Annotated in this window: 11 protein-coding genes; 7 read left to right on the top strand and 4 right to left on the bottom strand. The window is 69.6% G+C overall.

The window, feature by feature from the left end:
• Positions 1 to 36 precede the first annotated feature (36 nt).
• The 5 genes from mtrA to raiA all read left to right on the top strand — a co-directional run bounded on the left by mtrA (position 37) and on the right by raiA (position 5643).
• A complete protein-coding gene (gene mtrA / locus BM349_RS06295) occupies positions 37 to 717 on the top strand; it encodes an MtrAB system response regulator MtrA (RefSeq protein WP_091705169.1) in 681 nt (226 codons plus the stop codon).
• A 7-nt stretch (positions 718 to 724) separates the two neighbouring features.
• Complete coding sequence (gene mtrB / locus BM349_RS06300; RefSeq protein ID WP_091705171.1) at positions 725 to 2434, top strand: MtrAB system histidine kinase MtrB; 1710 nt, start codon at positions 725 to 727, stop codon at positions 2432 to 2434.
• Positions 2431 to 4113, top strand: a complete 1683-nt coding sequence (locus BM349_RS06305) for an LpqB family beta-propeller domain-containing protein (RefSeq protein WP_091705175.1) — start codon at positions 2431 to 2433, stop codon at positions 4111 to 4113. The genes mtrB and BM349_RS06305 overlap by 4 nt, the downstream gene beginning before the upstream one ends.
• A 106-nt stretch (positions 4114 to 4219) precedes the next feature.
• Positions 4220 to 4876 (top strand): ComF family protein, encoded by a 657-nt coding sequence (locus BM349_RS06310; protein ID WP_091705176.1) that lies wholly within the window; start codon positions 4220 to 4222, stop codon positions 4874 to 4876.
• A 110-nt stretch (positions 4877 to 4986) separates the two neighbouring features.
• On the top strand, positions 4987 to 5643 hold the full coding sequence (raiA, locus tag BM349_RS06315; RefSeq protein WP_091705179.1) for a ribosome hibernation-promoting factor, HPF/YfiA family: 657 nt from the start codon (positions 4987 to 4989) through the stop codon (positions 5641 to 5643).
• 68 nt (positions 5644 to 5711) lie between these two features.
• Here the strand turns inward: raiA and BM349_RS06320 are convergent, their stop codons facing one another.
• The 3 genes from BM349_RS06320 to BM349_RS06330 form a co-directional block, all read right to left on the bottom strand.
• Positions 5712 to 7064: a coiled-coil domain-containing protein gene (locus BM349_RS06320; protein ID WP_091705183.1), complete on the bottom strand. Its 1353-nt coding sequence runs from the start codon at positions 7062 to 7064 to the stop codon at positions 5712 to 5714.
• A 145-nt stretch (positions 7065 to 7209) separates the two neighbouring features.
• On the bottom strand, positions 7210 to 8922 hold the full coding sequence (locus BM349_RS06325; protein WP_091707160.1) for a DEAD/DEAH box helicase: 1713 nt from the start codon (positions 8920 to 8922) through the stop codon (positions 7210 to 7212).
• A gap of 124 nt (positions 8923 to 9046) precedes the next feature.
• Positions 9047 to 9646, bottom strand: a complete 600-nt coding sequence (locus BM349_RS06330; protein ID WP_091705186.1) for a PadR family transcriptional regulator — start codon at positions 9644 to 9646, stop codon at positions 9047 to 9049.
• A gap of 232 nt (positions 9647 to 9878) precedes the next feature.
• Here BM349_RS06330 and secA point away from each other — a divergent pair, with 232 nt between their 5' ends.
• Positions 9879 to 12689: a preprotein translocase subunit SecA gene (gene secA / locus BM349_RS06335; RefSeq protein WP_091705189.1), complete on the top strand. Its 2811-nt coding sequence runs from the start codon at positions 9879 to 9881 to the stop codon at positions 12687 to 12689.
• A 25-nt stretch (positions 12690 to 12714) separates the two neighbouring features.
• On the opposite strand, the gene BM349_RS06340 is transcribed toward secA, so the two are convergent.
• Positions 12715 to 13173: an Lrp/AsnC family transcriptional regulator gene (locus tag BM349_RS06340; protein ID WP_091705192.1), complete on the bottom strand. Its 459-nt coding sequence runs from the start codon at positions 13171 to 13173 to the stop codon at positions 12715 to 12717.
• Between the two features lie 201 nt (positions 13174 to 13374).
• On the opposite strand from BM349_RS06340, the gene BM349_RS06345 reads away from it, so the two are divergent.
• Positions 13375 to 14607 carry an ABC transporter substrate-binding protein gene (locus tag BM349_RS06345; RefSeq protein ID WP_091705197.1) on the top strand — a complete coding sequence of 411 codons (1233 nt, stop codon included), beginning with the start codon at positions 13375 to 13377 and terminating at the stop codon, positions 14605 to 14607.
• Position 14608 lies beyond the last annotated feature (1 nt).

Genomic DNA, 14608 nt, shown 5'->3' on the forward strand with positions numbered 1-14608 from the left:
GCGCCCCGGCCGGACGCAAAGGACGAAACGCGCGAGATGACATCACGCATCCTGGTGGTCGACGACGACACCGCCCTCGCCGAGATGATCGGCATCGTGCTTCGCACCGAGGGATTCGACACGGTGTTCTGCGCCGACGGCGTGAAGGCGGTCGACATCTGGCGGGCCGAGCGTCCCGACCTCATCCTGCTCGACCTCATGCTGCCCGGCATGGACGGCATCGAGATCTGCAACCGCGTGCGCGCCGAGTCGGGCGTGCCGATCATCATGCTGACTGCGCGGACCGACACGGCAGACGTCGTGAAGGGCCTGGAGTCCGGTGCTGACGACTACATCGTCAAGCCCTTCAACCCGAAGGAGCTCGTCGCCCGCATCCGAACGCGCCTGCGCCCGGCATCGCAGCCGGTCAACGAGACGCTGCGCATCGGCGACCTCGCCGTCGACGTCGCCGCGCACGAGGTGCGTCGCGACGACGCCCCGATCGCACTGACCCCCCTCGAGTTCGAGCTGCTCGTGGCGCTCGCCTCCAAGCCGCAGCAGGTGTTCTCGCGCGAGATGCTCCTCGAGCAGGTCTGGGGCTACCACTACAAGGCCGACACCAGACTCGTGAACGTGCACGTCCAGCGACTGCGCGCGAAGGTCGAACTCGACCCCGACAACCCGAAGATCGTCACGACGGTGCGCGGCGTCGGCTACCGCGCCGGCGCCGTGGTGTGAGCGGACGATGCCTCCCGCGAGGGCGGTTTCGGCAACTCGCCCGACCCTGACGGCGTGGCGGGACTGGAGATCGTGGCCGGAGAGCCTCGCGAGCCTCTGGCGCCGCTCGCTGCGGTTCCGCACGATCCTGGTGACCCTCGCGCTCACCGCGCTTGCGATCCTGGTCGCCTGCATCTGGATGGCCCTCGCGATCCAGAACGACCTGTTCCAGGCACGCAAGGACCAGGTCCTCGCCGACTCGCTCAGGGCGACGCAGGCCGCGCAGGCGACGCTGGATGCCGCGGCGGTGCAGGGCGACAGCATCCAGATCCAGAACCTCATGACGAGCGTGCGCGACACGCTCGCCGAGCGCTCCTCGACCGACATGATCGCCGCGTTCCGGATCGATCGCACGCCGTCCCAGCTCGCCCCGCAGAACTTCACGACACCCGGGCTGACCGAGGACGTCATCTCGGCGGGGATGCACGACGCGGTGCAGTCCGATCCGAATCAGCAGTGGTGGCAGTCGGTCGCGCTGCCGCTGACGGAGGGCCCGGTGCCCGGGATCATCGTCGGCCAGCAGCTCATGGTTCCCGATGTCGGCGGCTACGAGCTCTACCTCGCCTACGACCTCGGCGGCGCCTCGCAGACGCTGGGATTCGTGCAGACGACGCTGTGGATCGTGGGCATCTCGCTCATCGTGCTGATCGGCGCGATCTCCTGGTTCGTGCTGCGTTCGGTGACGATCCCGATCGGGGAGGCGGCCGACACCAGCGCCAAGCTGGCCTCCGGCGAGCTCGGCGTGCGCCTGCCGGTGCGCGGCGAGGATGAGCTGGCGACACTGGGTCGCTCGTTCAACGCGATGGCCGACAGCATCGAGTCGCAGATCAAGGAGCTGGCCGATCTCTCCCTGGTGCAGCAGCGGTTCGTCTCGGATGTGTCGCACGAACTGCGCACCCCGCTGACGACGATCCGGCTCGCGGCCGACATGATCAACGACCAGCGCGACGAATTCGATCCCGCCACGGCCCGCGCGGCGGAGTTGCTGAACGCCCAGGTGCAGCGCTTCGAGACGCTCCTGACCGACCTGCTCGAGATCAGCCGGTACGACGCCGGGTCGGTCCAGCTGGAGCTTGAGCCGACGAGCCTCGCGCACCTCGCCGAGGACGTCATCGGCTCCATGCAGCAGCTGGCCGAGCAGCACGGCACCGATATCCGCCTGGTCGCGCCCGGCGGGTACTCGCCGGTCGAGATGGACCCGCGGCGGGTGCGGCGCGTCGTGCGGAACCTGCTCGGCAATGCGATCGAGCACGGTGAGGGGCGCCCGATCGTCATCACGGTCGACAGCGACCAGCAGGCCGTCGCACTGGGTGTGCGCGACTTCGGGCTCGGCATGAAGCCCGAAGACGTCGAGCGCGTGTTCGACCGCTTCTGGCGCGCCGACCCGTCGCGCACGCGCACGATCGGCGGCACCGGCCTGGGCCTGTCGATCGCGCTGGGCGATGCGCGACTCCACGGCGGCGAGCTCGCGGTGTGGTCCGATCTGGGGCGCGGATCCAACTTCGTCCTCACGCTTCCGCGTCAGGGCGGCAGGCTCCGGACGCCGTCACCCATTCCGGTCGACCCGGGCGATGACTCGATCGCCGCGATCGACGATCTCGGCCTCACCCAGCCGATCACGGTCCTCACCCTCGAATCGACGACGGATGCCGCCACGACGCGTGGAGGCGGATCGTGAACCGGCGACGCGGCATCCTGGCGAGCGTCCTCGTCGTCGCGGCGCTCGTCCTCTCCGCGTGCACCGGCCTGCCCGTCAGCGGACCGGTCAACCCCGGCCTGGCGGCGGGGGAGGATGCCGGCTCCCCTGAGTTCCTGTTCCGCCCCGACGAGCCGCAGCCCGGCGCGACCCCCGAGCAGATCGTCGAGGGCTTCATCCGCGCGGGCTCGGGTCCGGGTCCTGCCGCGAACTGGGAGGTCGCGAGGATGTTCCTCGCGCCCTCGATCCGGGAGACCTGGAAGCCCGAGGCGAGCGTCACGATCGATCTGCCCGACGATCGCGAGCCCGTCTCGCCGAGCGAGGGCGCGGTGGAGCTGTCGCTCGTGGCGGTTGCCACCGTCGACCAGAACGGGGCGTATCAGCCCGACGCGGGCATCACGCAGCTGTCGTTCCGGCTCGCCCAGCAGGACGACGGCGAGTGGCGGATCACCGAGGCGCCGGACGGGGTGGTGATCGACCGGGATGTCTTCGCGAACGTCTTCCATCGCTATTCGCTCATGTACTTCGATCCGACCTGGCAGTTCCTGGTACCGGACGTGCGGTGGTTTCCGACCACGAACGCCGCGACCCGGATCGCGGATGCGCTCGTCGACGGCGCGCCGAGCGGCTGGCTGGCCGAGTCGGTCCGCAACTCGTTCCCGGAGAGCGTTTCGCTGGCGCGCCCCTCCGTGCCCCTCGAGTCGGGCGTCGCGCAGGTGACGCTGAGCGCGGAGGCTCTGCTCGTCGAGTCCACGACCCTCGATCGCATGCAGACCCAGCTGAGCGCGAGTCTGGCCACCGCCGGGGTCTCCGGCGCCCAGATGTCCGTCGCGTCGACGCCGCTCACCGCCGAGACCGTCTCGACGCGCTCGACGCGCGTCACCGGACCGCCGCTGGTGCTGACCGAGGAGGGCTTCGGATTCCTCTCCGGCGACGAGCTGACCCCCGTCCCCGGTCTCTCCGACGCGATGGACCTCGTCGAGCCGCTGGCGATCCAGGTGGCGCCCGATCGCGACTTCGCCGCCGTGCGACTGGTCGGCGACGCGGTGGCGAGGGTGCCGTCCGACGGCGACATCGCGGTGATCGACTCGCGCCCGGGACTGGTGGATCCGAGCGCCGACCCGTTCGGCTACATCTGGAGCGTGCCCCGCGATCGGCCGACCGAGATCGCCGTGTTCTCGGCGGACGGAGTGCAGTCCGCCGTCGCCGACGCGTGGCCGGGCGCCACGCAGGTCCTCGCGATGTCCGTCTCGCGCGACGGGACGCGACTCGCGGCGCTGCTGGTCAGCGGCGGGCGCTCAGAGGTCTGGATCGCCGGCATCGTGCGCGGTGCCGACAACGTGCCGGAGCGGCTCGGGGATCCGGTGCCCCTCGGACCGCTCGTGGGCACCGGCTCCGGCCTCGCCTGGCTCGACGACACCACCCTGGGCCTGCTCAGCTCCGAGGCCGGCGGTCCGCTTTTCACCCAGCAGCTGATCGGAGGACCCGCCACCGCGACCGACGCGCCGCAGGGCGCGGCATCCGTGGCGGGAGCGACCTCGATCTCGACCGTGCGGCTGCGCACCGACGACGGCTCGCTGTACGTGAAGCGCGGAGCGAACTGGCAGCGCACCACGAGCGGCATCCTGATCCTCGCGACGCAGCAGGGGTCGCCGCAGTAGCGCCCGATCGCGCGGCGAGTCCTCCCCAAGGGCAGGGGGACGCCCCGAGTGCACCCGGGTGCGCACCGGTGACGTCCGATTGACGCCGACCCCGCACGATGAGCTGATGGAACCTGACCTGCGGGTCGGCGCTGTGCTGCGCGGCGCGCTCGCCGACGCTCTCGCCCTCGTGCTCCCGGTGGCGTGCGCCGGGTGCGATGAACCCGACGTGCCGCTGTGCCCGACCTGCGCCGGGCAGCTGCGACCACAGCCCGCTCGTCGTGCGCTGACGGTCACGGTGTGGAGCGGCCTGCCCTTCCATGGCGTCACCGCCCGCGTCGTCCGTGCACTCAAGGAGGACGGCCGCACCGGCCTCGCGCGCGAGCTCGCGCCGGCACTCCGGGCGGCGGTCGATGCGGCGGCCGGGGACCGACGGGACGTCGTCGTGGTGCCTGTCCCGACCTCGCGCGCGGCCTTCCGGCGGCGCGGGTACCGCGTCGTCGAGCTCGTGGCGCGCCGAGCCGGCCTTCGCACGGCACGCCTGCTGCTCACGGCGCGGCGGGCGGCGGATCAGCGCGGCCTCGGGCGTGCCGAGCGCCGCCGGAACGTGGCTCACACGCTTCGCGCACGGGCTGTCGAGGGGCTTCGTGTCGTCGTGATCGACGACGTCGTCACCACCGGCGCGACCCTCGACGAGGCCGTTCGCGCCCTCCGCGAGGGCGGCGCCGACGTGATCGGAGCGGCCGCGATCGCCGCGACGCCGAGCCGGATGAACCGATTGTGAAGCATTGCAAACTCACACGTGACATGGCGACGACGCGGGGCTAGCGTGGGCAGGACAAGGCGACTCAGGGTCCGCCCTTGACCGGGAGGACCGGAACAAGGAGGTCAGGGATGGAAACCAGCATCGTCGGCGTGGGAGTGGGTATCACCGATCGCTTCCGCTCGGTCGTCGAAGACAAGGCCGCCCGCATAGAGCACCTTGCGCCACGCGCTCAGCGCGTGGACATCAAAGTGACCCACCGTGCCTATCACAACGGTCGCATGGAGGACGAGACGGTCGAGCTCACGCTCACCGGCAAGGGTCCTCTCGTGCGGGCCGAGGCGACGGATGCCGACAAGTTCGCCGCCCTCGACATGGCGGTCGACAAGCTGTGCGAGCAGCTCCGGCGCGCGAAGGACAAGCGCGTCGATGCCCGCAACCACCCGCGTGGCGCGAAGTTCGAGAAGGGCAGCGGCGAGCTGTCCGGGATCGATCTGCAGCCTGCGTCCCTCGATGTCATGCGGGCGGTCGCGACCGGCGAGATCCCGATCATCACGGGCAACGAAGACGAAGAGGGCTACACCCCCGTCGTCATCCGCACGAAGGAATTCGATCCGGAGTGGATGCCGGTCGAGGAGGCGGTCGACCGCATGGAGCTGGTCGGCCACGACTTCTTCCTGTTCATCGACGCCCGCACCGATCACCCCAGCGTCGTCTATCGCCGGAAAGGCTGGGACTACGGCGTCATCTCGCTGACCGCGCAGAGCGCGCCGGCGGCGGTCGCCTAGACGCGATCGACCGAACAAACGAACGGGATGCCTCCACGGAGGCATCCCGTTCCGTTCGTCGGACGTGCTCAGTCGAACATGCCGCCCAGCAGGCTCCCGATGACCAGGCCACCGAGGATGCCGCCCATCGCGTCGCCGTTGCCGCCGCGTCGCTGACCGCCGTCGCCGCCGTAGCCCCAGCCGCCGGGGCCGCCGGGGGGCCGTGACTGGTCGATGTCCCGCTGCGCGAGCTGCAGCCCCTCGCTCGCGAGATAGGCGACGCGCCGCGACATCGCCAGCGCCTCCTCGCGGTGGTCCTCGTCGATGCTCGTCGCCGCCGCGGCGGACGCACCGAGGTAGCGGTCGAGGTCGACGCGGATGCGCTCGGCTTCGGCCACGCGGGTGCGTGCGTCTGCGCCGATCCAGCCGCGGTGGCCGGCGATCACGTCTTTGGCGACGGCAAGCTGACGGTCGGCGTCGTCGATCGAGTGGCGCACGTGCTCCAGCGGCGGGATCTGGCGCGCGGCCCTCTCCCGGGCGGTGGCGATCGCGGCATCCAGTGCGGTGTTCGCGGTGCGCAGGCGGGTGAGATCGGCGAACGGATCGGTCTTCGCGCCGGCGGGCGGCAGCAGCACGAGCGCCTGCTCCAGTGCGGTCACGGCGGTGGCGACCGCGGGCACCGCGGGGGCGTCGCGGGCCTCGATCAGGTCGCCGCGCGAGTCCTCGACGACGGCGGCGAGCGTCGACTCGGCCCGCAGGGCTTCGATCTCGTACGTCTCGACGGCGTCGATCAAGGCAGCGGCGCGACGGCCGGCCTCGATGGCCGTCTCCAACGCCAGGTTCGCCTGCTCGCGCTGACCGGCCTCGCGCCGGCGCGTCGCGATCCCGGCGCTGTGCTCCGCGAACTTCAGCAGCTGCTCGGCCTCGTCGGCGTTCTCGGCGATCTGGGCGAGCGCCGCGACGGAGTACCGCTGCGTCAGCCGCTCGATGGTGTCGCGCGTCTGGGGCAGACGCGCGCGCTGACGCACGGCGTCCTCCTCGATCCCGGCGAGGATCTCGGGCGCCCGCCGCGCCTTCGCGATCGGCTCCGCGAGCGCGGCGGTGCGATCGTCCAGCAGCTCCTCGGCCCATTCGCTCAGCTGGATGATGCGCGCATTCCGGGTGCGCAGCTCCTCGGCAGTGTCGGGGATCTCGTCGAAGTTGAGCTGATTCAGGTGGAACGCCTCGCGCAGGTGCCGGCGCACTGCGGCGAGCGCATCGCGCAGCTCCGTGGTCGGTCCCACCCCGAGCTCGAGCTCGGCGAAGTCGAGCTCATCGGCCGTCACCCGGATGCGCTCGTCCGCGGCGACCAGCGCCTGGCCGGCACGCCGCGCCAGGTCGGCGTCCTGAGCCTCCAGAGCTTCCTGCTCCTCGCGCTTGCGTTTACCCCAGAATCCAGCCATGCCTCGATCCTAGGTTCGCTTTCCTGGGCGGACGCTCGGGTTCGCGGCGGGCGGAGCGTTCGCGCGTCACGCGCGCGGTTCCACCTGCTGCGGGTGCGGCGCGCGTGCAGCGCGCTCGGTGCGCCGACGGCCGGTCGTGAGGGCGTCAGCCCTTGTGGCGGGGCTTGCGCGGCGGGCGCTCATCGCCGCCGGCACGGCGGCCGGGGGCGCCGGTGTCCAGTCGGAGCTCGATGAGCCTGCCCGAGATGCGTGTGTCGGCGAGCCGTTCGAGCGTCTCGCGGGGCAGGTCGGCGGGCAGCTCCACCAGGGAGAAGTCCGGGCGGATCTGGATCGCTCCGAAGTCGCCGCGGCTGAGTCCGCCCTCATTGGCGAGGGCCCCGACGATCTGGCGGGGCTCGACGCGGTGGCGCTTGCCGACCGCGATGCGGTACGTCGCGAACCGGCCGCCGCTCGGTCGCTGGCGGCGCTCCGGGCGGTCGTCCCGATCGAACCGCCCGGGCCGGTCGCCTCGGTCGCCGCGGTCGTCGAAGCCGCGGCGCTGCTGCTCCGGCTCCGGCTCGAGCAGCAGCGGGGACTCGCCCTGTGCGACGACCGCGAGGGCCGCTGCCACATCCACCTCGGGCACGTCGTGGTTGCGGACGTAGTGTGCGATCACGTCGCGGAACCCGTCGATGCGCTCGGACTGGGCCAGCGCCGCGGTGATCCGGTCGTCGAATCTCGCGAGCCGCGTGACGTTCACGTCGTCGGCGGTCGGCAGCTGCATCTGGGTGAGGGGCTGACGGGTGGCCCGCTCGATCGCGTTCACGAGTCCGCGCTCTCGCGGCGTGACGAAGCTGATCGCGTCGCCGGAACGGCCCGCGCGACCGGTTCGTCCGATGCGGTGGACGTAGGACTCGGTGTCGGTCGGGATGTCGAAGTTGACGACGTGCGAGATCCGCTCGACGTCCAGGCCCCGAGCGGCGACGTCCGTCGCCACCAGGATGTCGAGCTTGCCCGACTTCAGCTGGTTGACCGTGCGCTCGCGCTGGACCTGCGCGACATCGCCGTTGATGGCGGCGGCGGAATAGCCGCGGGCGCGCAGCTTCTCCGCGATCTCCTCGGTGACGCTCTTGGTGCGGACGAACACGATCATCCCCTCGAAGTTCTCGACTTCGAGGATGCGGGTGAGTGCGTCGATCTTCTGGGGGTAGGACACGATCAGGTATCGCTGCGCGATCGTCGCAGAGGTCGTCGTCTTGGTCTTGACCGTGATCTCTTCCGGATCATGCAGGTACTGCTGCGACATCCGGCGGATGGCGGCGGGCATCGTCGCCGAGAAGAGCGCGACCTGCTTGGTCGAGGGCGTGTCGGCCAGGATCGTCTCGACGTCCTCGGCGAAGCCCATCTTCAGCATCTCGTCCGCCTCGTCGAGCACGAGGTACTTGAGCTCGGACAGGTCCAGGGTGCCCTTCTCGAGGTGGTCCATGATGCGACCGGGCGTGCCGACCACGATGTGCACGCCGCGGCGCAGCGCGGACAGCTGCACGCCGTATCCCTGCCCGCCGTACACGGGCAGGATGTGCACGCCGCGCACGTGGGCCGCGTACTTCTCGAACGCCTCGCACACCTGGAGGGCGAGTTCGCGCGTGGGCGCGAGCACGAGGGCCTGGGGCGTCTTCTGCGACACGTCCAGCCGGTCCAGGATCGGCAGGGCGAACGCCGCCGTCTTCCCGGTGCCGGTCTGCGCGAGGCCCACGACATCGCGTCCTGCAAGCAGCGTGGGGATCGTCGCCGCCTGGATCGCCGAGGGAGTCTCGTAGCCGACGTCGCTCAGCGCCTTGAGCACCGCGTCGCCCAATCCGAGATCGGAGAACGTCATCGAGGCGGGCTCGGCAGGAGCCTCGGCCTCGACGGGAGCATCAGCGGAGGTCACGCTTCAGGGTAGTGCGTGGCGGTCACAAGGCGACAGGAAGCCATGCGCCGCCGGCAGTCGGGCCACCCCCTCACCCGACCGCCGTGACCTCCTTCGCGGGGCGCCCGCGCTTGGGTCGCTCGGTCGCCAGCTCCAGCGCCATGGCATGGGCCGGATACCGCCGCAGCCGATCTTCGGTGCGGTCGAGCCACCGCAGCTCCGCCTCGGCGTGCACGAGCATCGCATCGACCACGAGCGCGCGCGCCAGGCTCTCCGGGCCGTCGACGTGCACCGCTGCCGCCGCCTCGCTCAGCGCTTCGCGATGCGCGAGCGAGACCGCGCGCTGCGTTCCGATGACCTCGGCGACGTCGACGCCCGGCAGTGTCGCGGCGACCGACAGCTTGATCGCGAGCTCGTCCCGGGCGGCAGTTCCCCGATCGACCGGGGCGGCGAGCCACGCGGCGACCTCGAGGGACCCGGCATCCGTGATCTCGTAATAGACGTGCCCCTGCGCATCCGTCTCGCTCTTCGCGATGAGCCCGTCGCGCTCCAGCCGGTCCAGCGTGTTGTAGATCTGACCGACGTTCAGCGGCCACGTCGAACCGGTCCGCCGATCGAACTCAGCGCGCAGCTGATAGCCGTAGCACGGCCCCTGGCCGAGGATCGCCAGCAGGCTCTGTCGCACCGTCATGTCGGGTCTCCCGCCTTCCGGGTGCATGTCGGGTATGCAGTTCCCGAGTCTAAGGAGCCGGAGCGGACGCCGCGGGACGCGCGGGGCGGGCGTGTCGGACCCTCGTCCGTGCGCGGGCCACCCAGCCCACTCCAAGGTCACAGCCCGGTAACATGACCAGGTATGCCTGTGCGCTCGGCGCCGGGCGGCATCGGCGCCGATCGCGCCGCACCCAGACAGATGGAGATCCTTCGTGGCCAACGCTCTCGAGAAACTGCTTCGCGCCGGAGAGGGACGAATCCTCCGCCGGCTCCAGCAGGTTGTGAAGGCGGTCAACGCCCTCGAAGAGGAATACACGCACCTGACCGATGAGGAGCTTCGCGGCGAGACCGCGGAGCTGCGCGTCCGCTTCGACGCCGGCGAGACCCTCGACCAGCTGATGCCCGAGGCGTTCGCGGCGGTTCGCGAGGCGGCCAAGCGCACCCTCGGCCAGCGTCCCTACGACGTCCAGATCATGGGCGGCGCGGCCCTGCATCTCGGCAACATCGCAGAGATGAAGACCGGTGAGGGCAAGACGCTCGTCGCCACCCTCCCCGCGTACCTGAACGCGATCGCGGGCAAGGGCGTGCACGTCATCACAGTGAACGACTTCCTCGCGTCGTACCAGTCCGAGCTGATGGGGCGCATCTTCCGTGCCCTCGGCATGACCACCGGCAACATCGTGGCCGGGCAGACGCCGGACGTGCGCCGAGTGCAGTACGAGGCCGACATCACCTACGGCACCAACAACGAATTCGGATTCGACTACCTCCGAGACAACATGGCGTGGCGCAAAGAGGATCTCGTCCAGCGCGGTCACTTCTACGCGATCGTCGACGAGGTCGACTCGATCCTCATCGACGAGGCCCGCACACCGCTGATCATCTCGGGCCCGTCCTCCGGCGAGGCGAACCGCTGGTTCGTCGAGTTCGCGAAGATCGCCAAGACGCTCGAGGCCGGAGTCGACTACGAGGTCGATGAGAAGAAGCGCACGATCGGCGTGCTCGAGCCCGGCATCGAGAAGGTGGAGGACTACCTCGGCATCGACAACCTCTACGAGTCCGCGAACACCCCACTGATCTCGTTCCTGAACAACTCGATCAAGGCGCTGGCCCTGTTCAAGCGCGACGCCGACTACGTCGTCATGAACGACGAGGTCATGATCGTCGACGAGCACACCGGGCGCATCCTGGTCGGCCGCCGCTACAACGAGGGCATCCACCAGGCGATCGAGGCGAAGGAGGCAGTGCCGGTCAAGGCCGAGAACCAGACGCTCGCGACCGTCACGCTGCAGAACTACTTCCGCCTCTACGAGAAACTCGCCGGGATGACCGGAACGGCCGAGACCGAGGCCGCCGAGTTCATGTCGACGTATCAGCTCGGGGTCGTGCCGATCCCGACGAACAAGCCCATGATCCGCAAGGACCAGTCCGACCTCGTCTACAAGAACGAGCAGGCCAAGTTCGACCAGGTGGTGGAGGACATCGCAAAGCGCCACACCAGCGGCCAGCCCGTGCTCGTCGGCACGGTGAGCGTGGAGAAGAGCGAATACCTCTCCCGGCTCCTCGCGAAGAAGGGCATCAAACACGAGGTCCTCAACGCGAAGAACCACGCGCGCGAGGCCGAGATCGTCGCCCGCGCCGGGCGCCTCGGCGCCGTCACGGTCGCGACGAACATGGCGGGCCGCGGCACCGACATCATGCTCGGCGGAAACGCCGAATTCCTCGCCGTGCAGGAGATGAAGGCGAAGGGCCTGGACTCGGTCGAGCACCCCGACGAGTACGAGGCCGCGTGGGATGACGTGTACCAGGGCACGCGCGACACGGTGGCCGTCGAGGCCGCCAAGGTCGTCGAGGCGGGCGGGCTCTATGTGCTCGGCACCGAGCGGCACGAGTCGCGCCGCATCGACAACCAGCTGCGCGGACGCTCCGGCCGCCAGGGCGACCCGGGCGAGAGCAGGTTCTACCTGTCGCTGACCGACGACCTGATGCGGCTGTTCCAGTCCGGCGCGGCCGAGGCGATCCTCGCGCGCACGAACTTCCCGGACGACGTCGCGATCGAATCGACGATGGTCAGCCGAGCGATCAAGAGCGCGCAGTCCCAGGTCGAAGGACGCAACGCCGAGATCCGCAAGAACGTCCTCAAGTACGACGACGTGCTGAACCGTCAGCGCGAGGCGATCTACTCCGACCGGCGCCACATGCTCCAGGGCGATGACATCGCCGACCGGGTGCAGCATTTCATCGAGGACGCCGTCAACGCCGTCATCGACGACCACACCGGCAGCGGGCACACCGAGAGCTGGGACTTCGACGCGCTCTGGACCGAGCTCAAGACCCTCTACCCGGTCGGGGTCACGATCGACGAGGTCGTCGCCGAAGCCGGCACGAAGGGCCGGATCACCTCCGACGGACTCAAGCGCGAGATCCTCTCCGACGCGATGATCGCCTACGGCAAGCGCGAGGAGACACTCGGCGCCCCGGCGACGCGCGAGCTCGAGCGCCGCGTCGTGCTGCAGGTGCTCGACCGCCGCTGGCGCGACCACCTGTACGAGATGGACTACCTCAAGGACGGCATCGGCCTGCGGGCCATGGCGCAGCGCGACCCGCTCATCGAGTACCAGCGCGAGGGCTACCAGATGTTCCAGTCGATGATGGGCCAGATCAAGGAGGAGTCGGTCGGCTACCTCTACAACCTCGAGGTCGAGGTCCGTCGTCCGGTGGAGGGCGAGGTCGCCGCGGAGGTCGAGGCCAAGGGGCTGGGCGCCGTCCCGGTCGAGGGCCAGCGACTGCAGTACTCCGCGGCCAACGACGCCGGCGAGGTCGAGGTGCGCAACGAGCGCGGTCAGGTGCAGCAGGCGGCGACGAGCCGTCTGCGCCAGGCCGCGGCATCCGCTGCCCCTGCTCCCGCGCCGGTCGCCGAGGCTCCGCGTGGAGCATTCGGACAGCGCACGGATGCCGCTCCGGCACCCGCCGCCGCCCCGCAGAACCGGGCGCAGCGCCGGGCCGCGGAGAAGAAGAAGTAGCGCACCGGGCCGGGGGTTCCTCCGGTCAGCGCGTGCCCCAGTCGTAGGACTGCTTGCGCAGGCCGAGGTAGACGAACGTCTCCGACGAGATGACGCCGGGCAGCGACCTGATCCTGCTGTTCAGCAGCTCGACCAGGTCGTCGTCCGACTCGCAGACGACCTCGGCGAGGATGTCGAAGCTGCCCGCGGTCATGACCAGGTAGTCGACGGCCGCGATCTTCTCGAGTTCCGCGGCAACCTCTCGCGCGTCGCCCGAGACACGGAGGCCGATCATGGCCTGCCGATGGAATCCGAGCTGCATCGGATCGGTGACGGCGACGACTTGCATCGCTCCGCTCTCGGTGAGACGCTGCACGCGCTGGCGCACCGCCGCTTCGCTGAGGCCGACGGCGCGTCCGATCTCGGCGTACGAGCGACGGCCGTCTTCTTGCAACTGCTCGATGATCCGCTTGGAGAGCGCATCGATGGCACCGGGGAGGGACATGCTGAGATCCTGGCATCGAGATGGCACTCCGGCCAAACATCGCACGACGGAAATCGCAGGAAGTGCCGCGTCGGGCCACCGATTCATGTGAAAGTTTTGTTTCGATGTGCGGATTCCGTCGTCGTTCGTGCTATCGATCTGGCAGGATCAGTTCACCCGTTGTCGCGCGAGCGATGTTCCGCATCTCTTGAGGAGTGCTCCATGCCCCGTGGACCCCTGCCCGAAGACCCCGCAGTCCGTGCCCTCATCGCACAGGCCCGCGCAGCCCAGATCAGCCGTCGCGGCCTGATCGGCGGCGCCGGGGCGCTGTCGCTCGCGGCGTTCCTGGCCGCATGTTCCGGCCGCGTGGGCGGCGCCGGACCGGCGGCGTCGGCCAGTGCCGGCGAAGACCTGTCGGCATCGCAGAAGAGCCTGACGTGGGCGAACTGGTCGTTCTACCTCGACGAGGACGACGACGGAAACCACCCCACGCTCGAGGCGTTCATGGCGGCCACCGGCCTGAGCGTCAAGTACGACGTCGCGATCGACGACAACAACACCTACTTCGCCAAGGTGCGCGACCAGCTCGAACTCGGTCAGGACATCGGCGCCGACACCGTGTGCCTCACCGACTGGATGGCCTCGATCTGGATCCAGTCCGGCTACACGCAGGCCTTCGACCAGGCGAACATGCCCAACGCCGTGGCGAACCTCAACCCGAGCCTGAAGAACCCCGACTTCGACCCCGGCCGCGCCAACTCGCTGCCGTGGCAGTCCGGCTTCGCCGGCATCGCGTGGAACAAGGAGAAGCTGCCCAACGGGCTGCAGAGCGTCGACGACCTCTGGAACCCCGATCTGAACGGCCGGGTCGGCGTGCTCAGCGAGATGCGCGACACGATGGGACTGATCATGCTGAGCCAGGGCGTCGACATCTCGGGCTCGAGCTGGGGCGACACGGAGTACCAGAACGCGCTCGATGTGTTCGCCGAGCAGGTGGCGAACGGTCAGATCCGCAACATCAAGGGCAACTCCTACGCGGACGACCTCAAGAACGAGGACACCCTCGCGGCCATCGTGTGGTCGGGCGACATCACGGCGATCAACTACGAGGTGGGCGACAAATTCGGCTTCGCGCTGCCCGACTCGGGCGGCACGCTGTGGAGTGACAATTTCATGATCCCGATCGGCTCGCAGCAGAAGACCAACGTCGAGAAGCTGATCGACTACTACTACGACCCCGCTGTCGCCGCGGAGGTGGCTGCGTGGGTGAACTACATCACGCCGGTCGCCGGTGCGCAGGATGCGATGGCCGACATCGACGAGAGCCTCGTGGAGAACCAGCTGATCTTCCCCAACGAGGAGACGCTCGCGAACGCGCACATCTTCCGCACGCTCACGAACGAGGAGCAGTTGAAGTACAACTCGGACTTCGAGGCCGTCGGCCTCGGCGCCTGAT

Source organism: Microbacterium sp. cf046 (assembly GCF_900114345.1).
In the GTDB taxonomy this organism is placed as follows: Bacteria; Actinomycetota; Actinomycetes; order Actinomycetales; family Microbacteriaceae; genus Microbacterium.

Coding starts and splice junctions, on each gene's coding strand:
- BM349_RS06325 (WP_091707160.1), bottom strand. CDS start 8,922: ATGACGTTCTCCGATCTCGGATTGGGCGACGCGGTGCTCAAGGCGCTG.
- BM349_RS06330 (WP_091705186.1), bottom strand. CDS start 9,646: ATGACGGTGCGACAGAGCCTGCTGGCGATCCTCGGCCAGGGGCCGTGC.
- BM349_RS06320 (WP_091705183.1), bottom strand. CDS start 7,064: ATGGCTGGATTCTGGGGTAAACGCAAGCGCGAGGAGCAGGAAGCTCTG.
- mtrB (WP_091705171.1), top strand. CDS start 725: ATGCCTCCCGCGAGGGCGGTTTCGGCAACTCGCCCGACCCTGACGGCG.
- BM349_RS06310 (WP_091705176.1), top strand. CDS start 4,220: ATGGAACCTGACCTGCGGGTCGGCGCTGTGCTGCGCGGCGCGCTCGCC.
- BM349_RS06345 (WP_091705197.1), top strand. CDS start 13,375: ATGCCCCGTGGACCCCTGCCCGAAGACCCCGCAGTCCGTGCCCTCATC.
- BM349_RS06340 (WP_091705192.1), bottom strand. CDS start 13,173: ATGTCCCTCCCCGGTGCCATCGATGCGCTCTCCAAGCGGATCATCGAG.
- mtrA (WP_091705169.1), top strand. CDS start 37: ATGACATCACGCATCCTGGTGGTCGACGACGACACCGCCCTCGCCGAG.
- raiA (WP_091705179.1), top strand. CDS start 4,987: ATGGAAACCAGCATCGTCGGCGTGGGAGTGGGTATCACCGATCGCTTC.